Annotated in this window: 21 protein-coding genes, 1 tRNA gene and 1 pseudogene; 18 read left to right on the forward strand and 5 right to left on the reverse strand. The window is 63.1% G+C overall.

Annotated features, from left to right (window positions below; translation table 11 throughout):
• The first annotated feature begins 126 nt into the window (after nt 1-126).
• The 8 genes and pseudogenes from ACYUME_RS16860 to ACYUME_RS16895 all read left to right on the forward strand — a co-directional run bounded on the left by ACYUME_RS16860 (nt 127) and on the right by ACYUME_RS16895 (nt 3,954).
• Nucleotides 127-750, forward strand: coding sequence for a DUF6708 domain-containing protein (locus ACYUME_RS16860; RefSeq protein ID WP_279911587.1), 624 nt, complete (start codon nt 127-129; stop codon nt 748-750).
• On the forward strand, nt 747-1,004 hold the full coding sequence (locus tag ACYUME_RS16865) for a PAAR domain-containing protein (protein ID WP_279886319.1): 258 nt from the start codon (nt 747-749) through the stop codon (nt 1,002-1,004). The genes ACYUME_RS16860 and ACYUME_RS16865 overlap by 4 nt, the downstream gene beginning before the upstream one ends.
• 20 nt (nt 1,005-1,024) lie before the next feature.
• Nucleotides 1,025-1,207 (forward strand): annotated as a pseudogene (locus tag ACYUME_RS16870) (hypothetical protein); the annotation flags it as partial.
• 247 nt (nt 1,208-1,454) lie between these two features.
• Nucleotides 1,455-2,255 carry a DUF6708 domain-containing protein gene (locus ACYUME_RS16875; protein ID WP_460415882.1) on the forward strand — a complete coding sequence of 267 codons (801 nt, stop codon included), beginning with the start codon at nt 1,455-1,457 and terminating at the stop codon, nt 2,253-2,255.
• Nucleotides 2,252-2,509 carry a PAAR domain-containing protein gene (locus tag ACYUME_RS16880; RefSeq protein ID WP_460415884.1) on the forward strand — a complete coding sequence of 86 codons (258 nt, stop codon included), beginning with the start codon at nt 2,252-2,254 and terminating at the stop codon, nt 2,507-2,509. The genes ACYUME_RS16875 and ACYUME_RS16880 overlap by 4 nt, the downstream gene beginning before the upstream one ends.
• Nucleotides 2,494-2,880, forward strand: a complete 387-nt coding sequence (locus ACYUME_RS16885; RefSeq protein WP_460415886.1) for a hypothetical protein — start codon at nt 2,494-2,496, stop codon at nt 2,878-2,880. Before ACYUME_RS16880 ends, ACYUME_RS16885 begins: the two co-directional genes overlap by 16 nt.
• Nucleotides 2,807-3,700 carry a DUF6708 domain-containing protein gene (locus ACYUME_RS16890; RefSeq protein WP_460415888.1) on the forward strand — a complete coding sequence of 298 codons (894 nt, stop codon included), beginning with the start codon at nt 2,807-2,809 and terminating at the stop codon, nt 3,698-3,700. The genes ACYUME_RS16885 and ACYUME_RS16890 overlap by 74 nt, the downstream gene beginning before the upstream one ends.
• Nucleotides 3,697-3,954 carry a PAAR domain-containing protein gene (locus ACYUME_RS16895; protein WP_279886321.1) on the forward strand — a complete coding sequence of 86 codons (258 nt, stop codon included), beginning with the start codon at nt 3,697-3,699 and terminating at the stop codon, nt 3,952-3,954. The genes ACYUME_RS16890 and ACYUME_RS16895 overlap by 4 nt, the downstream gene beginning before the upstream one ends.
• Nucleotides 3,955-4,088: 134 nt before the next feature.
• Here the strand turns inward: ACYUME_RS16895 and ACYUME_RS16900 are convergent.
• From ACYUME_RS16900 to ACYUME_RS16920, 5 genes are all read right to left on the reverse strand, one after another.
• A tRNA-Gly gene (locus ACYUME_RS16900) sits at nt 4,089-4,164 on the reverse strand.
• A gap of 64 nt (nt 4,165-4,228) precedes the next feature.
• A complete protein-coding gene (gene pgsA, locus ACYUME_RS16905) occupies nt 4,229-4,789 on the reverse strand; it encodes a CDP-diacylglycerol--glycerol-3-phosphate 3-phosphatidyltransferase (protein WP_194791160.1) in 561 nt (186 codons plus the stop codon).
• Between the two features lie 33 nt (nt 4,790-4,822).
• Nucleotides 4,823-6,646 carry an excinuclease ABC subunit UvrC gene (gene uvrC / locus ACYUME_RS16910; RefSeq protein ID WP_279886324.1) on the reverse strand — a complete coding sequence of 608 codons (1,824 nt, stop codon included), beginning with the start codon at nt 6,644-6,646 and terminating at the stop codon, nt 4,823-4,825.
• A 9-nt stretch (nt 6,647-6,655) separates the two neighbouring features.
• Nucleotides 6,656-7,294 (reverse strand): response regulator transcription factor GacA, encoded by a 639-nt coding sequence (gacA, locus tag ACYUME_RS16915; protein WP_023631421.1) that lies wholly within the window; start codon nt 7,292-7,294, stop codon nt 6,656-6,658.
• A 63-nt stretch (nt 7,295-7,357) separates the two neighbouring features.
• Entirely contained in the window at nt 7,358-7,747 is a 390-nt protein-coding gene (locus tag ACYUME_RS16920; RefSeq protein ID WP_279886327.1) for a helix-turn-helix domain-containing protein, read from the reverse strand.
• Nucleotides 7,748-8,384: 637 nt separating this feature from the next.
• Between ACYUME_RS16920 and ACYUME_RS16925 the strand changes: the two genes are divergently transcribed.
• The 10 genes from ACYUME_RS16925 (at nt 8,385) to ACYUME_RS16970 (ending at nt 21,195) form a co-directional block, all read left to right on the forward strand.
• Nucleotides 8,385-9,692 (forward strand): nucleotide sugar dehydrogenase, encoded by a 1,308-nt coding sequence (locus ACYUME_RS16925; RefSeq protein WP_279886329.1) that lies wholly within the window; start codon nt 8,385-8,387, stop codon nt 9,690-9,692.
• Between the two features lie 130 nt (nt 9,693-9,822).
• The gene (locus tag ACYUME_RS16930) at nt 9,823-11,280 is read left to right on the forward strand and encodes a glycosyltransferase (protein ID WP_460419381.1); all 1,458 of its coding nucleotides are present in this window, start codon (nt 9,823-9,825) and stop codon (nt 11,278-11,280) included.
• Between the two features lie 16 nt (nt 11,281-11,296).
• The gene (locus tag ACYUME_RS16935) at nt 11,297-12,460 is read left to right on the forward strand and encodes a PilZ domain-containing protein (protein WP_460415892.1); all 1,164 of its coding nucleotides are present in this window, start codon (nt 11,297-11,299) and stop codon (nt 12,458-12,460) included.
• 9 nt (nt 12,461-12,469) lie between these two features.
• Nucleotides 12,470-13,918: an SEL1-like repeat protein gene (locus tag ACYUME_RS16940; protein ID WP_460415894.1), complete on the forward strand. Its 1,449-nt coding sequence runs from the start codon at nt 12,470-12,472 to the stop codon at nt 13,916-13,918.
• Nucleotides 13,915-15,363, forward strand: coding sequence for an alginate export family protein (locus ACYUME_RS16945; RefSeq protein ID WP_460415896.1), 1,449 nt, complete (start codon nt 13,915-13,917; stop codon nt 15,361-15,363). Before ACYUME_RS16940 ends, ACYUME_RS16945 begins: the two co-directional genes overlap by 4 nt.
• Nucleotides 15,364-15,375: 12 nt before the next feature.
• Nucleotides 15,376-16,803, forward strand: coding sequence for an MBOAT family O-acyltransferase (locus tag ACYUME_RS16950; protein WP_279886343.1), 1,428 nt, complete (start codon nt 15,376-15,378; stop codon nt 16,801-16,803).
• A 48-nt stretch (nt 16,804-16,851) separates the two neighbouring features.
• Nucleotides 16,852-17,946 carry an alginate O-acetyltransferase gene (locus ACYUME_RS16955; RefSeq protein ID WP_460415898.1) on the forward strand — a complete coding sequence of 365 codons (1,095 nt, stop codon included), beginning with the start codon at nt 16,852-16,854 and terminating at the stop codon, nt 17,944-17,946.
• Between the two features lie 18 nt (nt 17,947-17,964).
• Nucleotides 17,965-18,594: an alginate O-acetyltransferase AlgF gene (locus ACYUME_RS16960; RefSeq protein WP_279886348.1), complete on the forward strand. Its 630-nt coding sequence runs from the start codon at nt 17,965-17,967 to the stop codon at nt 18,592-18,594.
• A gap of 31 nt (nt 18,595-18,625) precedes the next feature.
• Nucleotides 18,626-20,029, forward strand: coding sequence for an alginate O-acetyltransferase AlgX-related protein (locus ACYUME_RS16965; protein ID WP_460415900.1), 1,404 nt, complete (start codon nt 18,626-18,628; stop codon nt 20,027-20,029).
• On the forward strand, nt 20,029-21,195 hold the full coding sequence (locus tag ACYUME_RS16970) for a polysaccharide lyase (RefSeq protein ID WP_460415902.1): 1,167 nt from the start codon (nt 20,029-20,031) through the stop codon (nt 21,193-21,195). The genes ACYUME_RS16965 and ACYUME_RS16970 overlap by 1 nt, the downstream gene beginning before the upstream one ends.
• The last annotated feature ends 3 nt before the right edge of the window (nt 21,196-21,198 follow it).

The raw sequence follows: 21,198 nt of genomic DNA on the forward strand, positions 1-21,198 counted from the left end.
AACAGTTCACCGCAGCCGCTACAGCCATCTCATGGACCTTGCCCATCATTTTATGCAGATAAAAACTTTCTGGAGTTCTCAAGATCCTCGATGAAAGTCAGGGGTCTCGGGATATATGGAGGGAGCTTGATCTGCATTACAAACGCACTCCACCTAGCGTCACTAATATATTTTTTATTGTTCCCAAGCGAGCCTTACGACACAACAATAATCGCCATAAGCCTGGCTAGTGCAATCATAATATTTTGGCTGATAATCCCAACTATTCGCTTAGACTTTGAATTACCCCGCAACGAGCCCATCCGTTTCAACCGACTACGGCGCAAGGTCTACTTCTACCAATATAGATATGACCGCATTCGAATCTTCAGCCGCAGCCGCTGGGGCGTCAAACCGGTTGCCTATGACTGGGACAACCTGATCGCAGAAGCCTCCAGCGTCTATGCCCCAATGGGTAACGGAGGCCTGATCGAAAATGTCACGATAGCGGTACGCAAACCAGGTACCGATGAAATCATCGATCGTCTTTTCTTCACCCACGACATTGAACTGGGCAAGCAGTATTGGGCAATTGCCCAACTGTTCATGCAGCAAGGGCCTGAAGCGCTCCCAAAATTCGTTCACCCTCCCCGCGATTGGAACAACGACGCCGAAATCAGCTTCATCCGTCGCCTGGCACCCAAGGTGAAATGGCCCGAGGCGATCGATCTGGAGTCCCGTACGGCTCCCGCGGCCGGAGAAACGCCATGAGGCCAGTGGTTCTAGTGGGGCACCAGCATGATTGCCCTGTCCATGGCAAAGGAACTGTCGAGACTGGCAGCCCTACCTATCAATTCAACGGTAGGGCGGTTGCCAGAGTTGGCGACCGCATCAGTTGCGGAGCACTGATCGTGAGCGGCAGCGCTAGTTTTCGAATCGATGGCCGACATGTCGCCGGGCAAGGCGATCAGACAGATCATGGAGGAGTATTGGTCGAAGGTGATTCCGGTTGGCTGGTCGAGTGAATACGGGATGGTGCGACCAGAAACAGGCCGTGCGGGAGAATCCATTCAGCCAGGAAGTGGAGTGCTATCTGAAAAACGGCATGGCGCAGATAGAGGAAATGAAACAGTTGCGCGTCACCGGAAATCGCACGGTGGCGGTGGAGTTGACCACCACCGTGCGCGTGAAACCGAACTTCGCCGGGGTACTGACTGCTGGAGGCGGCGTTTCACCTCACCGCCACCTCAATAACACAACAGCAGAAACTAGGGCAGAACAAATAAATCCACCCTTTTCCCCTCCAATGACGGCCTAGGAAGATCAATAGATATTCAAGAGTTATCCGGAAGCCTCGAACTCATCCCCAGTATAGGTAAGCACAGCATACTGGCCGCAAGCCTGTCGGTGACTCTGTGGCCCAACGCTGAAGCCCTCGACCTTTACGCCAACATCAATCTCGAACTGGAAAACGAATGAGTATTGAACAGCGCGCACCAGGATGGAAATACAATCTATCTTCCCCTAATAGTGCGCCACAGCCCCTGAATGCATTACACGACACCCCCTCACCCAATCACATCAGCACAGAGACTTTAGAGTTTCCTAGATCTTCATTTAGGATCAGAGGGTTCGGCCTGTTAGGAGGACTCCTAATATTCACAATGAACATTCTACTACTCGCATTCATCGTATATGACGCCCTCATCTTAGGGGAGCGCTACGACACAACAGTCATGACAGCAAGTTTGTCCGGGATAATCATAATACTCTGGCTAATAATTCCAGTCATGCGCTTAGATTTTAAACTACCACGCGACGAGCCCATTCGTTTCAACCGACTACGGCGCAAGGTCTACTTCTACCAATATAGATATGACCGTATTCGAATCTTCAGCCGCAGTCGCTGGGGCGTCAAACCGGTTGCTTATGACTGGGACGACCTGATCGCCGAAGCCTGCAGCGTCTATGCCCCAATGGGTAACGGAGGCCTGATCGAAAACGTCACGATAGCGGTACGCAAACCAGGTACCGATGAAATCATCGATCGTCTTTTCTTCACCCACGACATTGAACTGGGCAAGCAGTATTGGGCAATTGCCCAACTGTTCATGCAGCAAGGGCCTGAAGCGCTCCCAAAATTCGTTCACCCTCCCCGCGATTGGAACAACGACGCCGAAATCAGCTTCATCCGTCGCCTGGCACCCAAGGTGAAATGGCCCGAGGCGATCGATCTGGAGTCCCGTACGGCTCCCGCGGCCGGAGAAACGCCATGAGGCCAGTGGTTCTAGTGGGGCACCAGCATGATTGCCCTGTCCATGGCAAAGGAACTGTCGAGAGTGGCAGCCCTACCTATCAATTCAACGGTAGAGCGGTTGCCAGAGTTGGCGACCGCATCAGTTGCGGAGCACTGATCGTGAGCGGCAGCGCTAGTTTTCGAATCGATGGCCGACATGTCGCCGGGCAAGGCGATCAGACAGATCATGGAGGAGTATTGGTCGAAGGTGATTCCGGTTGGCTGGTCGAGTGAATACGGGATGGTGCGACCAGAAACAGGCCGTGCGGGAGAATCCATTCAACCAGGAAGTGGAGTGCTATCTGAAAAACAGCATGGCGCAGATGGAGGAAATGAAACAGTTGCGCGTCACCGGAAATCGCACGGTAGCGGTGGAGTTGACCACAACCGTGCGCGTGAAACCGAACTTCGCCGGGGTACTGACAGCTGGAGGCGGCACCTCACCTCACCGCGACCTCAATAACACAACAGCAGGGACTCGAGCAGAACAAATAAATCCACCTCTTCCCCAGTTCATCTTGAGAAAACAATATGTCAATACAATGGATGTTCAACCAAAAAAATACAAACCATATAGCCCCAAGAATTTTCGACCAAACATATGAAATATCCAAAAATTTTATTAGCTTACACAACCCATGGGTAACAGACTCGGTATTCACGGGAAAAATGTATACCGCAATGACGGTATGCATCGCCATGTTCGCTTACCCGATATCATTCACAACAGAGGAAAATATCACACCTAAAATATCCTACTACCTGCTTGCACTTGAGATACTCGTGCCTTTCACCTTCACCCCATTTCTCGCTTACAGGATTTTACTTATAAAAAAAATAACCAAAATTTACTTAAACAGAAGCACCAAAAAAATATACCACCAACGTTTTGGAAGGCTTATTTCCTTTGACTGGAACAACACCGGCGGCGGCATTTTCACACGTACCGAATTTGGCGGTGTCTCCTTCACAACCAGCTACGCACTCGCCTTCGCCCCCCGCAGGGAAGACGGCAGTCTGCATAAAATGGACTGCCTCTGGATCGACAGCAACAAGCCAACCGAGTCGGATATCCAGTCTGTCGCCGAAGTCTGGGAATACCTGCGCCACTTCATGGACCACGGTCCAGACAAACTCCCTCCCCCAGAGGAACCCAACTGGTGGCACAGGCCACTCCACGCCATCTGCCTGGCCCCAGCAGAAGCCTGGCGCCATTACGCCCCCTGGCGCACTGGCGAACCCGGCGAAATGCAAGGCAAAAAGAACTGGCAACTACCGTTCTGGGCCGTGCTGTTCCCCTACAACTTCACCCTCGCCGTTTGCTGGTACGTCATCTGCCGCCTGTTCAACGTCCGCGCCGCCCCTGCGCCAGCCGAAGCCTTCGAAGAGGCACCTGCCAAGCCCGTCAGGAGAAAGCGCAAATGAAACCCATCGTCCTGGTCGGCCATCGCCACAGCTGCCCGCTCCACGGCGAAGGCACGGTGGAAACCGGCGCCAGCGCCACCTTCGTCGACGGCAAGGCAGTCGCGCGCGTGGGTGACCAGATCAGTTGCGGCGCGGTCATCGAGACCGGTGCGCACTGTACGATCATCGAAGGTCAACCGGCGGCGAGAGAGGGAGATACGACCAGCCATGGCGGCACCCTGGCCGAAGGCGACCCTGGCTGGCTGATAGCGTGAAACAGGCGGGGGCGTTTGGGACACAGGTCGCCCCGCCCAGGCGCTCGAGGACGAAAAGCTCAAATCCCAGGCATAAAAAAAGAGGCCTTTCGGCCTCTTCTTCGTGATCCCAGCGACGCACTGTGGATCGAATTTGGAGCGGGAAACGAGACTCGAACTCGCGACCCCGACCTTGGCAAGGTCGTGCTCTACCAACTGAGCTATTCCCGCGTCGTGATGGGCGCCATTCTAACCTGTTACAGAACGGCGTCAACCCCTTGATTCAAAAAAACTTTTACTTCTGCTCCGAACCTTCGCGCAGGTGCGGCCAGGCGGCCAGCAGGTAATGCACCATCGACACCAGGGTCAGGCCCGCCGCCACCAGCAGCAAGCCATAGCCGAGCACCACCCAGAAGGTCAGTAGCGGCGGATTGGCCAGCAGGATCACCAGCGCCAGCATCTGCGCGGCGGTCTTCCACTTGCCGAGGTTCGATACCGCCACGTGCGCCCTCGCCCCCAGCTCGGCCATCCACTCACGCAGGGCCGAGACAACGATCTCGCGTCCGATGATCACCGCCGCCGGCAGCGTCAGCCAGAAGTTGGCATGCACCTGCACCAGCAACACCAAGGCCACGGCCACCATCAGCTTGTCGGCCACCGGGTCGAGGAAAGCGCCGAACGGCGTGCTCTGCTGCAAGCGACGCGCCAGGTAGCCGTCCAGCCAGTCGGTGGCGGCGGCGATGGCGAACACCGTGCTGGCGGCCATGTAGCTCCAGTGATAGGGCACATAGAACAGCAGGATGAAGATCGGGATGAGCAGGACGCGTAGAACGGTGAGCAGGTTTGGAATATTCATCGGTACGACTGGCTGCGAGTTGAACCCGGCATTCTACTCGCTATGCAGGCTGGCATAAATCGACTCGGCAAGCTTTTTACTGATGCCGGGGGCTTTGGCGATCTCGTCGACACTGGCGCGGTTGAGCTCCTGCAGGCCGCCGAAATGTTTCAGCAGGTCGCGCCGGCGCTTGGGTCCGACACCGGCCACATCCTCCAGGCTCGAGGTGCGGCGGGCCTTGCCGCGTCGGGCGCGGTGGCCGGTGATGGCGAAGCGGTGGGCTTCGTCGCGGATCTGCTGGATCAGGTGCAGCGCCGGCGAGTCGCCCTTGAGGGTGAACTCGTGGGCCACATCGTTCAGGTACAGGGTCTCGAAGCCGGCCTTGCGGGTCACGCCCTTGGCCACGCCGAGCAGGGTCAGGTCGCTCAGGCCGAGCTCCTGCATCACCTCGCGGGCCATGTTCAGCTGGCCCTTGCCGCCATCCACCAGCAGCACATCGGGCAGCTTGCCTTCGCCGTCCTTGATCCGCCCATAGCGACGCATCAGCGCCTGGTGCATGGCGGCATAGTCGTCGCCGGCGGTGACGCCTTCGATATTGAAGCGGCGGTAGTCGGACTTGAGCGGGCCCTCGGGGCCGAACACCACGCAGCTGGCCACGGTGGCCTCGCCACTGGAGTGGCTGATGTCGTAGCACTCCAGGCGCTGCGGCACCTCGTCCAGGCCCAGCACCTGGGCCAGCGCCTCGAAACGCGCGGCCATATGCTGGCGGTTGGCCAGGCGGGCGTTGAGGGCCTGCTCGGCGTTGGTCACCGCCAGCTGCTGCCAGCGCGCCCGGGTGCCGCGCACCCGATGGCTGATGGTCAGCTCACGGCCGCGCAGGACCTGCACCGCCTGGGTGATCGCGTCGAAGTCCTCGTGCACCACGTTGACGATCAGCTCGCCCGGCAGCTCGCGTTCGGCGTTACCCAGGTAGTACTGGGAAAGGAACGCGGCCATCACCTCGGCCACCTCCTCCTCGATCCCGACCTGGGGGAAGAAATGCTTGCTGCCCAGGACCCGTCCGCCGCGCACGCTGATCAGGTGCACACAGGCGCCACCGGGGTTGACGAAGGCCGCCACCACGTCGACGTCGCCGGAGCCGCCCTCCATGTATTGCTGGTCCTGCACCCGACGCAGCAAGGCGATCTGGTCACGCAACTCGGCGGCCTTCTCGAAGTTCAGGGCCATGGCGGCCTTTTCCATCTCGACGTTGAGCTCATTGCCCAACTGCTGGCTGCGGCCTTCGAGGAACATCACCGAGTGGCGCACGTCCTCGGCGTATTCCTCGGCTGCCACCAGCCCGACACAGGGCCCCTTGCAGCGCTTGATCTGGTACTGCAGGCAAGGACGGGTGCGATTGGCGTAGTAACTGTCTTCGCACTGGCGCACCGAGAACGCCTTCTGCAACAGGCTCAGACTCTCGCGAATGGCACCGGCGCTGGGGTACGGGCCAAAGTAGCGGCCCTTGGCTTTCTTGGCGCCACGGTGAATGCCCAGACGCGGAAAATCCCCGTCAGACAAAAATACGTAAGGGTAGGACTTATCGTCGCGCAGCAGGATGTTGTAGGGCGGCCGCCACTCCTTGATCAGCGTCTGCTCCAGCAGCAGCGCTTCGGTCTCGTTGGCGGTGATGGTGGTTTCGACCTGGGCGATGCGCCCTACCAGGGCAGCCGTCTTCGGCGCCAGGCCGGTCTTGCGAAAATAGCTGGCCAGGCGTTTCTTGAGGTTCTTGGCCTTGCCCACATAGAGCAGGCGAGCCTCGGCGTCGAACATCCGGTATACGCCCGGGCGACCGCTGCAGGTCGCCAGGAACGCACTTGCATCAAAGGTTTGTGACATGAGGTGTGTTTACAGACTTGCGTCGACCATACCGTGGCGGACGGCCAGCAAGGTCAGTTCGACGTCGCTGGTGACCGAGAGTTTTTCGAAGATTCGATAACGGTAAGTATTGACGGTCTTGGGGGACAGACACAACTTGTCGGAGATGATCTGCACCTTCTGACAGCCGACGATCATCAGCGCGATCTGGATTTCCCGCTCCGACAGCGCATCGAACGGCGAGCCTTGCGGCTGGAACGACTTGAGCGCCAGTTGCTGGGCGATCTGTGGGCTGATGTAGCGCTGCCCGGCAAACGCCAGGCGAATCGCCTGGACCATTTCGTCGAGCCCGGCGCCCTTGGTCAGGTAGCCGGCGGCCCCGGCCTGCAGCAGCCGGGTCGGGAACGGATCCTCTTCGCACACAGTCACCGCGACCACTTTCGTGTCCGGGTGGCTGCGCAGCAATTTGCGTGTCGCTTCCAGACCACCGATCCCTGGCATCTTCACGTCCATCAGGACCACGTCGGGCTTGAGCTCACGGGCAAGCTTGAGGGCGGATTCTCCCGAATCCGCCTCCCCCACCACTTGCAGGCCATCGATATCGGCCAGCATGCGCGTGATACCCGTACGCACCAGATCGTGATCATCGACCACCAGGACCCTAATCAAGCAGACACCTCGTCAGTGGGGCGATTGGATCCCGCCACCTTAACAAAATTTTTCACAAGCAACCTAGCGCAAAGCGTCATGGAAATATGCCTGCCGGTCAGGGCGACGCATGCGCAGGGTTGGCGCGTCTCCCACCTCGCCCGCCAAGCGGTTGAGCAGGTGCCAGACGGCGGCCTGGTCGGCGGTGGGCAGACGCCGGAATGCGCCCAGCAGGCGGTCCTCGTCGGCACTCAGGCTGTCCAGCGGCGCGGGCGTATGCACCCCGCTCAACACATACAGCGCATCGACCCCTCGAGCCGCCACGGCGGCGAGGTAGTCCATGCGCGGCGTACGTTCGCCGCTTTCATATTTGCCCTGGGCGTTGGGTTCCACCCCCCCGATGTCACCAAAAATGCGCTGGGTGAGCCCCAGGCGCTCGCGCTCCTCTCTGAGTCGCGGGCCGAATCCGTGCATCTGCCTTGCCTCCTTTGCATGAGTGGAAACGGGTGCGTCCGGCACCCGAGTGAATGCGTGCGCATTCGCACGGCACTATGCCAATTGGATCCAATCCTTGCAAGCCATCATTGCGCCATGGCCGCGCCAGCGCACCGGACCGATGGTCAATATTGCGAAGTCGACAGGGACATCGCACCCCGCATAAACAGCACTCAAGAGTACGACCATCAATAACGTCCGCTGAACTCTGCCCGCCGCCCAGCCAAATAAAACTTAACACCAAGGCAAATAGCAAAAAAGAGATGCCGAAAGGCCAGCAAACGGAAAATCGCGCTCGAAAACGCCGTTTTGACGTCATTTTGTCGACAGGTAAAGGTAAATCATTTTTTTGACGCCTAACTTACAACAAACTTTATCCATTTGATTTTCAAAGATTTTTTAACTTGCAGTATCGAATTTAAAATATTTTCACAAACACCAAACAACAAGGGTTGCCGAACAAATAAAAAACTCCTTAGGATGTAAAAAGACCACCAAGAAACAGCCAGCGGCGCCACCTTCCAAGCGCGGCCTTATTCTGCGCGTCTGTCACGTAAACAACTTATTGAACGGTGTATCTCGGCGGGCCTTGCGCTCAGCCTGGGGAGAGGGATCTATGAACATCAGTATCTTTGGACTTGGCTATGTGGGCGCGGTGTGCGCCGGGTGCCTGTCGGCGCGTGGGCATCTGGTGGTGGGGGTGGACGTCGACCAGGCGAAGGTCGACATGATCAACCAGGGCCGCTCGCCGATCGTCGAGCCGGGCCTTGAGCAACTGCTGCTCGACGGCGTGCGCCAGGGCCGTCTGCGCGGCACCACCGACGTCCAGGCCGCGATTCTGGCCAGCGACCTGTCACTGCTGTGCGTGGGCACGCCGAGCAAGAAGAACGGCGACCTGGACCTGGTCTACATGGAGGCGGTGTGCCGCGAGATCGGCGCGGCCCTGCATGACAAGGCCAGCCGCCACACCGTGGTGGTGCGCAGCACGGTACTGCCCGGCACGCTGAACAACGTGGTCATTCCCATTCTGGAAAAAGCCTCGGGCAAGAAGGCCGGTGTCGACTTCGGCGTGGCGGTCAATCCTGAGTTCCTGCGCGAAAGCACGGCGATCCAGGATTACGACTTCCCGGCCATGACCGTGATCGGCGAACTCGACCAACGGTCGGGCGACCTGCTCGAGTCGCTGTATCAGGACCTCGACGCACCGGTGATCCGCAAGTCGGTCGAAGTGGCCGAGCTGATCAAGTACACCTGCAACGTCTGGCATGCCACCAAGGTCAGCTTCGCCAACGAGATCGGCAACATCGCCAAGGCCTCGGGCGTCGATGGTCGCGAGGTGATGGATGTGGTCTGCCAGGATCACAAGCTCAACCTCTCGCGCTACTACCTGCGCCCAGGCTTCGCCTTCGGTGGCTCCTGCCTGCCCAAGGACGTGCGCGCCCTCACCTACCGCGCCGGCCAGCTGGACGTCGCGCATCCGCTGCTGGCGTCGATCATGGCCAGCAACCGCAACCAGGTGCAGAACGCCCTCGACCTGGTCACCCAGTCCGGCAAGCGCAAGATTGCCCTGCTCGGCCTGGCGTTCAAGGCCGGCAGTGACGATTTGCGCGAAAGCCCGCTGGTGACCCTGGCCGAGCAGTTGACCGGCAAGGGCTACGACCTGCGCATCTACGACGCCAACGTCGACCACGCCCGCCAGTTCGGCGCCAACCGCCACTACATCGAGCAGCAGATTCCGCACGTCAGCGCCCTGCTGCGCAGTGATCTGCAACAAGTGATCGACGAGGCCGAAGTGATCGTGCTGGGCAACAACGACGAACGCTTCGTCCAGGCCCTGAAGGTCGGCGCCGACAAGCAGGTGATCGATCTGGTCGGGTTCATGGCCGGCGCCAGCGACACCCATCGCCAGGGTATCTGCTGGTAATCCACGCCACCCACGTGGCAGCGGCGGCCCCCCCGAACACAGGAGCTACAGTGACATGGAACGACGACAACAGCGCCCTTGCGTGGCCCCGGGCTACCTGCGCGCGGCCGCCAGCTTCTGCGCCTGGGCGATGCTCGCAGGGCTGATCGCGCTGGCCGCGCAGATGGTCGCACCGCAATACCTGGACCCGAACCACCACCTGTTCATCTTCATCATCGGCACCCTGGGCATGTGGCGCTACGGCAACGCCATCGTCCATTACCTGCGCGGCATGTACTTCCTGCACTGGCGCTTCCCGCGCCTGCGCCGCCAGGTCGAGCGGCTGGGCGACGCGGCGCTGCCATCGCACATGTTCATGGTGGTGACCAGCTTTCGCATCCCCACCCACACCACCTTCAAGGTGTACCAGTCGGTATTCCAGGAGGTGCAACGGCTCAAGGTGCCATGCACGGTGATCGCCTCGATCGTCGAGAAAGGCGACGAGCAGTTCATCAAGGACATCATGCGCAACGAGGTCCAGGAGCGTGACGACATCGGCCTGGTGATCGTTCGCGCCCGCGGCACCGGCAAGCGCGATGGCCTGGCCCACGCCTTCCGTGCCCTGTCGCGGCAGATGCCACTGGACGACGCGGTGGTCGGCGTGGTCGATGGCGACACCATGATGCTGCCGGGTTGCGTCGAGCGCGCGGTCAAACTGTTCGCCCTGCTGCCGAACGTGGGCGGCCTGACCACCAATGAATTCTGCGAGGTCGAAGGCAGCCGCTGGATGCGTCAGTGGCACTCGATGCGCTTCGTCCAGCGGCACATCAACATGTGCTCGATGGCCCTGTCGCACCGGGTGCTGACCCTCACCGGACGGCTGTCGTTCTTCCGCGCCGGGGTGATGACCGACCCGGACTTCATCCGCGACGTCGAAGCCGACTTCCTCCAGCACTGGCGCCTGGGCCGTTTCCAGTTCCTCACCGGTGACGACAAGTCGAGCTGGCTGAGCCTGATGCGCGCCGGCTGGGACACCTTCTACGTGCCCGACAGCCACACCCTGACCGTGGAACACCCGCCCAGCGACAGTTTCTGGGTCGCCACCCGCCAGCTGATGTTCCGCTGGTACGGCAACTCGCTGCGGCAGAACTTCCGCGCCACCGCCCTGCTCGGCCGCGCCCGCCTGGGGTTGTTCACCCTCTACGTGCTGCTCGACCAGCGCGTGTCGATGTGGACCTGCCTGATGGGCCTGAGCGCCTCGGTGGTGGCCGGCCTGGTGTTCGGCATCCAGTACCTGCTGGTGTACCTGTTCTGGGTGCTGATTTCACGCAGCCTGGTGACGGTGCTGTTCGTCTTCGCCGGGCACCCGGTCAGCCCGATGTACCCGTTCGTTCTCTATTACAACCAGATCGTCGGTTCGCTGATGAAGGTCTACGCCCTGTTCCACATGGACCAGCAACGCTGGACACGGCAGCAGACCACCCTGGCCAACGGCAGCGTCGACTTCGACGCCAGCCTCAACCGCTGGTCCTCGAAGGCGATGCTGTGCTCCTCGATCGCCATTTTCTTCGGGGTCATCACCGTTCTTCTGGAACTCACGCAACGTTAAGGAAAGGCGCCTGCACATGAGTACTTCGAATACCCCCGCCGCCCCGGGCAAGACGGCGGCCAACATCGTCCACGAAGCTATCGACGAGCGGCAGTACGTGCGCACCCGGATGAATGCGCGGGTGCGCATGGCCGGCGCCGGCCGCGAGCCCTTCGAGGCGGACCTTGCGGATATCTCGCTGGGGGGCATCGGCCTGCTGCATGAGACGCCGCTGACCGTCGGCGCGCTGTATGACGCCTCGATCCAGCTGCGCCTGAACCAGGTCGACCTGTCGATCGACGGCAAGGTGCGCATCGTCTCCCAGCGCGGCAAGGAAGTCGGCGCCCAGTTCGTCGACCTCGACACGCAGAAGCGCGACATCCTGCGCTACCTGATCAGCGCCTACCTGTCGGGCGAGATCGCCGACATCAATGGCCTGTTCAACGTGATGCAGCGCGAGAACTACATCAAGGAGCGCAAGCACAAGCAGGCCGTCGCCCGCAGCCCGGGCGAGCGCCTGCGGGCCGTGGCCGGCACCGCGCTGTACAGCGCCGCCGGCCTGGCGGCGCTGGCCTTCGTCGGCTACAAGGGCTACCTGCTGTTCTTCCGCGTCCCAGCCGTGCAGGCCACGGTGGCGACCAATGCCCAGGTGATCAGCATGCCGGACAACGGCTACGTGAAATACCTGCTGCCGGCGGGGGCCACCGAGGTCCAGGCCGGCCAGCCTCTGGCGAGCATCTCGACCCAGCTGGCCACCAGTTTCACCAGCCCGGCCGACATGAAGGCCCTGGCCGACCTGGCACCGGGCGATCTGCAGGCGCTGCTCGGCCGCGCCACCATCGAGACGGTGATCAACAGCCCATGCGACTGCCAGGTGTACTACCCCGCGCCGCCGCTGGATGGCTACGGCTACAAGGCCGCGCCGATGATGCACTTGCTGCCGAAGAACGAAGGCCTGTTCGTGCGCGCCAACGTGCCGTTCGACAAGCTCGCCGATGTCAGCCGCGTGCGTGCGGTGGACATGCAGGTGTTCGGCCTCGACGAGCACTTCAGCGGCAAGGTGGTCGATGCCCGCTCCGACGAGGCGAACCGCAACCTGGCCCTGACCATCCAGCCCGACAGCCCGCTGCCGGCGACCGCCTACCAGAAGGCGGTGGCGGTCGACCTGTACCTGGGCCTGCCGTTCGGCAACGCCAACTGAGGACGGGCCATGAACGCCAAGAACGCCCCTCGGCTGGTGCTGGCCGGCCTGGGCCTGGCCTGGGCGGGAGCAACCTGCGCCGGGCAGAGCCTGGAGCAGATCCGCTATGCGCTGTACAAGGATCCGAGCGCCAACGTCACCGCTGACCTGCGTGAGCTCGCCGCGCGCGGCGACCTGGCCTCCAAGCAGCTGCTCGGTGATGTGCTGGCCACCCAGGAAGGGGCCAGCCGCCAGGAGATCATCCGCCTGTACCGGGACGCCTTCGCCGACGGCAAGGGCCAGATCCCCGCGCTGGCTTCGCTGGCGCGCCTGCTCGACCGCACCCCGCGCCTGCAACGCAGCCAGGAGGGCTGGGTACGCGAGGCACTGACCCGCTACCCCAACGACCGCGATCCGCGCAGCACCAGCACCAGCCTGGAAGTGTTCCTGGTCTACCCGCAATTGTTTCCCGGTCAGCGCGCCGCCGAACTGCTGGCCCTGTACGAACAAAGCTGCCTGCTCAACTGCCGCCCCGAGCTGTATCGCGCCGTGGTGGCCGAGCGCCAGGGCCGGCGTGACGAGGCCGAGCACTGGTACCGGCAGGCCGCGCGCATCGACCCGCGCGGCATCGAACGCTACTACCGCTTCCTCGGCGAGCGCCAGGACCCGGCGTTCCTCGCCTTCGCCCGCAGCCTGGAGCCGGAGATGGCCAGCCTGCCGGTGGAGGTGGTGCAGCGCATCGGCGCGCTGATCGACAGCATCCATGGCATCACCCGCGCCGAGCTGGACGCCGAGCGCGAGCAGAGCCAGGGCATCGCCATGGGGCCCAAGGTCGAGCCCACGCCCGAACAGCAGGCCCGCGACCAGGCCAACGCCAAGCTGCGCGCCGACGGCATCGCCGAATACCAGCGCTGGCTGGACCACGCCGTCGCCCGCGGCTACCTGCCGGCGCTGGTGTCCAAGGCCAACTTCATGATCTCCAACCCCACCGAGCACAACGCCGAGCAGGCCCAGGTACTGATCGAGCAGGTACGAACCAAGGATCCGACTCGGGCCAAGGCCCTGGATGCCGCGTTCTACATGGTCAACAACTGGCTGACCCTGGATCCGGAAAAGTCCCAGGCGCTGATCGACGAGCTGATTGCCGCCCGCTACCCGGACGCCCAGCTGCTGCTCGGTGACCTGTACAGCAAGGGTGGCCTCGACCAACCCGACCAGGAGCGCGCCCTCGCCGTATGGCAAGCGCAGGCCGAGCAGGGCTCGATCGCCGCCTGGTACCGCATGGCCACGGTTTACCTGCGCGGCCGCGCCATCTGCCATGACCCGGTCAAGGCCTACACCTATGCGCGCATCGCCCTGGACCTGGGCGACACCCGGGCCCGCGGCCTGCTCAAACGGCTGGACAAGACCCTGCCCAAGGATGACATCGAGCGCGCCCTGGCCGCGCGCGGCGATCTGTTGAAGGAGGCCACCCTGTGAAAGCGCATCAATCCCTGTTCGGCGCCCTGCTCGCCCTGGCACCACTGTCAGCGGCCTTGGCGGCGGAGGAAGTCACCGGCCCGGAAGCGGACAACAGCGCCCCGGTGCGCGTGGCCAGCCTCGATGGCAGCGAGCCGGTGATCACCTCGGAGCTCTTCAACAAGCTCACCGTGCAGACCGGCTACGGGCCGGAAGACTCCCAGGTCGGCCGAGACCGCGAAGCCTTCTACAGCCTGCGCTACGAGCCTTCGTTCGCCTGGTATTCGCCGGAAAAGCGCTGGGCCAAGTGGATGGTCTATGGCCGCCTTTGGCTGAACTACGACTCCAGCCAGTCGAGCAACCTGGCCAACGAATCGACCAACAACAATGAGCGCGAGCAGCCCGAAGGCTGGTACGCCGAGCTGCGCGAGCTGTACGTCAAGCGCAACCTGATCGGCGACGACCCGCGCTTCTCGCTGTCGTTCGGCCGCCAGCGCTTCTACGACGACTACGGCATCTGGTGGGACGACAGCCTGGAGTCGGTGCGCTTCAACTACCAGGACACCTTCTCCGACGCCTTCGTCGCGGTCGGGCAGAAGTTCCACAACTACAACACCGACGTCAACTCACTGGCCGCCAGCGAGGAGCGCACGCTGTATCTGATGGGCCAGTACGCCTACCGCTGGAACCCGAACAACCAGGTCGGCGTGCGCCTGATGCACGAGAACGACCGCAGCGACCACGACATCGACGACCGCTACGACTTCAAAGGCCTGCGCTACGGCGTGTTCTTCAAGGGCGACAACCTGCCACTCGACAGTGACTACCACCTGGAGCTGGCGGCGCTGGACGGCAAGATGGACAACACCGCCGCCAACGGTGTCACCAGCACTGGCCATGCCAGCCGGGGCTGGGCGGCACTGGGCGAGGTCGGCAAGCGTTTCGACAACCTGCCCTGGACCCCGCGCCTGGCCCTGCGCGGCGGTCTGACCGACAAGCCAGACGACGACAACGACGGCTTTCGCCTGAACCCGATCCAGTCCGACCGCATCACCCGCCAGGGCTCCTACAGCACGCGCCTGACCAGCTCGTTCGTCGCCCTCGACCTGCGCAACCTGAGCTACTACGGCCTGGCCGTGGAGACCCGCCCCACCGCGCGCAGCGCCCTGGACCTGCGCGTGACCCAGCTCAACCTGCGCGACGAGGACGGCGCGCTGCCGATCCGCATGGCCGCCGATGCTCGCTCGCGACGCCAGAGCGAGATCAACGCGGGCCGCAACGGCAAGGGCGACAACGTCGGCCAGATGATCGACCTCAACTACTACTGGAAGATGTTCCCGGTAGCCCTCGACGGCAAGCACCTGGACATCAACACCCTGGTCAGCGCCAGCTACCTCGCCGCCGGCAGCGCGCTGGACACCGGTGACGACTACCAGCTGAGTGTCGGCGTGGTGATCAGCTACTAAGGACGGACCCGCATGATCTTCGCCTCCAACGTGTTCCTGTTCCTCTACCTGCCGCTGTTCCTGGCCGTCTACTACCTGGCCAGGCCACAGTGGCGCTCGCTGGTGATCGTCGCCGCCAGCTACATCTTCTACGCCTGGTGGCGCCCGGACTTCCTGTTGCTGTTCGTCGCCATCACCTGGTGGAACTACGCGTTCGGCCTGCGCATCAAGGCGCGCCTGGATGCCGGGGACAAGCGCTGGGCCCTGCGCCTGCTGTGGATCGGCGTGGCCGGCAACCTGGCCACGCTGGGCTACTTCAAGTACGCCAACTTCGGCGCCGAGGTCCTGGCCCTGTTGCTGGCACCGCTGGGCATCAATACCTGGACGCTGGAGAACATCTTCCTGCCGCTGGGCATCTCGTTCTACGTGTTCCACGCCCTGAGCTACATCGTCGACATCTATCGCAAGGACGCCACGCCCACCCGCAGCTTCATCGACTTCGCCGCCTTCGTCGCGCTGTTCCCGCACCTGGTGGCGGGGCCGATCCTGCGCTACAGCCAGCTGGCGCCACAGCTGCGCCAGCGCAGCCACTCGCTGGAGCTGTTCTCGCTGGGCGTGTGCCGCTTCATGCTCGGTTTCATCATGAAGGTGCTGATCGCCGACCGCCTGGCGCCGATCAACGTGCTGTTCATCGGCGAGGGCACCCTGCAGTTCAGCGATGCCTGGTTCGGCCTGGTGGTGTCGACACTGCAGCTGTACTTCGACTTCGCCGGTTACAGCCACATGGCCCTGGGCCTGGCGCTGATGATGGGGTTCCGCTTCCCGGAAAACTTCAACCAGCCTTATGTGTCGCAAAGCATCACCGAGTTCTGGTCGCGCTGGCACATGACCCTGGCGCACTTCCTGCGCGACTACGTGTACATGCCGTTGGTGCGCAAGCGCGTGGCCGGCGCGCTGCCGGCGCTGGTGTGGACCATGCTGCTGTCGGGCCTGTGGCATGGGGCGAGCTTCGCCTTCATCTGCTGGGGGCTGTTCTTCGGCATCGGCATGGTGCTGGAGCGCAAGTTCAACCTCGCGACCAAGGTCACCACGCCCTACCACCTGGGCCGCAACCTGCGCACCGGCCTGCTGATCGTGCTGAGCATGCCGCTGTTCTTCACCATGGACCTGCGCCACAGCCTGCAGATCTACCAGGCGCTGCTGGGTTTCAACGGTTTCGGTTCGCTGGAGCTGTACGTGCTCGGCGCCTCGAAGATGGCCATGGCCTTCGCCCTGGTGGCGTTCGCCTGGCTGCTCCTGGCCGGGATCAACAACGTGCGTTTCTACGCCGGCAACAAGGAAGGCTACTTCATGCGCCACGTCGGCGTGCTGCACAGCGTGTTGCTGTGGGGGGGCTTCCTGCTGGCGCTGAGCAGCCTGGCGGCCAACTCGTTCTCGCCGTTCCTGTATTTCCAGTTCTAGGGCAAGGCTTGAGATGCCCCCTCCAACTTACCGTTCCGTGGAAATGCCATGTACCCAGTGATGAATTCGGCCAGCAAGGCCAACGGTGTGATCTTCGCCCTGGTGCTGGCGGCGATGTTCGTCTATTCGCTGCCACCGGTGCTGAGCTTTGCCCGCACCCAGACCGACAGCTGGAACCTGTTCGTCGACGGCAAGTTGCTGCGCAAGTTCGAGCAGGCTTACGACAAGCGCTTCTTCCTGCGCGACCCTTCGGTCGAGCTGTGGGCTGACGCCCAGTTCCAGCTGTTCGGCGAGGGCACCAAGGGCGTGGTGCTGGGCAAGGACGGCTGGCTCTACACCAACCAGGAATACCGCGTGCCCAATGACCTGGAGGCCAACCTGGCGAGCCAACTGGAGCAGATCGCCAAGGTCGAGCGGCAGTTGGCCGAGCACGGCAAGCAGCTGGTGCTACTGCCGCTGCCGATGAAGCTGGATATCTATGCCGAGCATGCCGAGCATACCTTCGACCCGCGCGTGATCAGCCTCTACGACCGCTTCGTCGCCGACCTGCAAGCACGCCAGCTGGACGTGGTGCCGCTGCGCGAAGCCTACCTGCGCAACCTGGCCGGGCCGCGGCTGTTCCTCAAGTCCGACACCCACTGGAGCCCCGACGGCGCGCGCCTGTCGGCCTACGAGCTGGCGCGCCAGCGTCCGCGACTGCTGGGTGATCAGGTGTACGTCTCGCGCAAGACCGGCGACAAAGAGGTCAAGGGCGACCTGATGAACTACCTGCAGTTCGACCATACGCGCCTCGCGCCGCAGTTCGGCCCCAGCCCGATCGCACTGTACGAGACCCTGCGCGCCGAACAGAGCAGCGACGACCTGTTCGCCGAGCAGGCGCAGAGCCTGCTGCTGGTCGGCACCAGCTACAGCAAGATCGACGACTGGAATTTCGTCGGCTTTCTCAAGGAGGCGCTCAACCGCGACCTGCTGTCCATCGCCGTGGAGGCCCGCGGGCCGTTCGAGGCGATGGGCCAGTTCCTCGCCAGCGACCAGCTGCACAACCCGCAGATCACCACGGTGGTCTGGGAGTTCCCCCTGCGCACCCTGCTTGCCCACCGTCCCGGCGCGCTGGCGCGCAGCACCCAGCCTGCTCATTTCTGACGTTTCAAGGAGATCCCGATGAAGCTTTCGTCCCTGTTCACCGCCCTCGCCCTGGCCGCCGCCAGCCATGCCGCGCTCGCCGCCGAGGGCAACGCCGACCTGTACGACGCCGTGGCGCCGGCGGACTCCGCGTTCGTGCGCGTGCTCAACCTGTCAGGTAGCAACATCGACGTGACCCTCAGCGGCAAGGTCAACCCGCAGAAGGTCGCTCCCGGCCAGCTCAGCGGCTATCGCTTCGTACCGGCCGGCAAGCACAAGATCGGCATCGGCGCCAAGGCCATCGAGCCGAGCCTGGTGGCCAACGCCGCCAGCACCGTGGTGTACGACGGCCAACAGCTGAAGCTGATCGCCGACCAGTACGTCAACGAGCCCAAGAAGGCGCAGGTGGCCTTCTACAACCTCACCCCCGCCCAAGCGATGCTGCGCACCGCCGACGGCAAGCACGAAGTGGTCAAGCCTCTGGCCAACGGCCAGACCGGCACGCGCATGGTCAACGAAATCAAGATCGATTTCGCCGCCTATGTCGGGGATCGTGAAGTGGCCAGCTTCGACGAGCTGTTCCTCAAGAAGGGCCGCTCCTACAGCTACGTGCTGCTGCCAGGCAACCGCAGCCTGAGCCTGGCCAACAGCATCGACCCCACCGAGTGACGCAGCGCCACCAGCAAGGATGACCGGCCCGATGAACACCCTCCTCCCCTTCGGCCTGGCGGCCACCCTGGCCCTGCTGAGCCTGCCCGGCCAGGCGGCGCAGGCCGGCACCCAGCCCGGCTGCGACAGCCTGCAGTGCATGGTCTGCCCGGCCCTGGCCGAACCGCAGCACTATGCCGAAGGGCGCATGAAGCTGATGCGCCAGATCGTTCCCGGCAAGGAGCGCTGGCTGTTCCGTTCGATGGTCGACCTGACCAACGATTTCGGCATCCCCGCGCCCATGCGCCCGGAGTTCGCCCGGCTGATGGACGCCTTTCACCGGCAGGGCATCCAGGTGGCCATGGCGATCCAGCCGACCCGTGGCCTGATGCATCGCGACAAGCTCTACCCCGACCAGTTGCACGGTTTCGACTACGCGCGCGCCAGCCGCAACCTCGAGGCCTACCTGGGGCAGCTGCGCCAGGGCGGCGCGGTGGTGGCGCCGATGATGCAACTGGTGCGCCAGCCTCCCAAGGGCGAATACTTCTTCCGCCGCGACCACCACTGGACCCCGGCCGGCGCCGAGGCGACGGCCAAGCTGCTGGCCGAGGAGATCCGCCGCCAGCCCTTCTATGGCGAGCTGACCAAGAAGCAGTACCGCACCGAGCCCGGCGTGATGGTGCCCAAGGATGGCACCCTGAACCTGGCGCTGAGCTACATCTGCGGCAACAACTATGGTTTCCAGTACGTGCGCGGCTACCAGACCATCCCGGTGGCCGACAGCAGCGACGCGCTGTTCGACGAAGCGCCCGATCCGCAGGTGATCCTGGTTGGCGACAGCAACGCCGCGGCCCGCGAGGACGAAAGCAAGCAGTTCAACTTCGACGGCTACCTGAAGCAGTACCTGGACGTGGACATCCTCAACTACGCTCTGCCCGGGGTTGGCGAGGACGGCTCGCTGCTGGAGTACCTGCTGTCAGCCGACTACAAGCCCGAGGCGCCGCCCAAGCTGATCGTCTGGGAACTGCCGGCCAACTACCGGCTGGACTCGCCGCTGATGTACCGCCAGCTGGTACCGGCGGTGCAAGGGGGTTGCAAGGCGTCCACAGAGGTACTGTCCTCCAGGCTGCGGCGTCCGGCGCTGAAGGTCGGCGAGCGCATCGAGCTGCTCAGCAATGCCGGCAGCGCGCGCCAGTCGCTGAGCGGGTCGAAGGGTTTTCTCGACATCCGCCTGAGCGACAAGAACGCCAAGGACTTCTACATCATCGTCTACTACGACAACGGCGCCCGCGACAAGGTGTGGTTCCGTCGCGAGGCCGTGGTCGGCGGCGGTCAGTACTACCTGGAGCTGAGCAAGGCCCCCGAGTTCGCCGGCGCCAACCTGCTCTCGGTGTTCCTCGAGCCGACCAAGCCCGGCAGCGCCGCCACCGAAGTGGAGACCCGCCTGTGCCTGTAATGTTCCGTGGGAGCGGGTTCACCCGCGAAGGACGCAACGCATCCTCTGGCCTGCTCGCGGGCAAGCCTGCCCCCAGACGCATCCTTGCGCTGCTCGCGCTCGCCCTGGCACTGCCCCAGGCCCACGCCGCCCAGTCGATCTGGCCACCTCGCGCGACGCCGCAGGCCGCCATGATCGCCGACTATCGCACCCTGGCCTGCAGCAAGGAACCGCCGCCGCCCTACACCGGCAGCCTGCGACTGCAAAGCAAATACGACCAACGCGACGCCAGCAAATCGACCTTGCGCGCCACGCCCGATGCCGACAGCGAACGTATCGCCAGGCAGGTCAAGCAGTTCATCGGTGGCCTGATCTACGCCGGCAAGCGCTTCCAGAACGCGAAGAAGCCCCAGGACGCCAACATGGCCCTGGCCTGTCAGGACCAGTGGCTGGAGCACTGGGCCAAGGCCGGCGCCCTGCTCGACCCGGACGCCAGCAACACCGGGATTGCCGCGCGCAAGTGGGCGCTGGCGGCGATGTCCGGCGCGGTGCTGCTGACCCAGGCGGCGGCCGATGGCAAGCTGCGCCTCACGCCTGCGCAGCGACGCTGGTTCACCCAGCTCGGCGAGCAGGTGATCCGCGAGTACGACCCGCGCCGCCAGTCCACCACCGTCTACTTCAACAACCATGACTACTGGGCCGCCTGGGCAGTGGCCGCCGCCGGCATGCTGGTGGAGCGCGACGACTTCATCCGCTGGGCCGACGGCAACCTGCGCCGAGGCCTGGCCCAGGCCGTGCGCCACGGTGACTATGCCTACCTGCCGCTGGAAGTGGCCCGCAGCAAGCTGGCCGCCAACTACAGCCAGTACGCCCTGGTGCCGCTGGTGCTGCTCGGCGAGTCGGCCCGCGCCAACGGCCTACCCTGGAGCGACGACGACCAAGGCACCCTCGACCGCCTGGCCAGCTTCGCCGCCCGCAGCGTGCTCGACCCGGACACCCTGCCCGAGCTCAAGGGCCAGCGTCAGTCTGATGTCGCGCCCTACAAGCTGGCCTGGCTGATCCCGTTCCTCGCCCGCCAGCCCAGCCATACCCTGGCTCGCCAGCTTTACGACAGCGAGGACGGCGAGGTGGACAACTACAGCCAGATCGGTGGCCCGCTCAAGCCGGCCTACCCCCACCTGCCTTGACCA

This window comes from Pseudomonas sp. microsymbiont 2, from assembly GCF_054788395.1.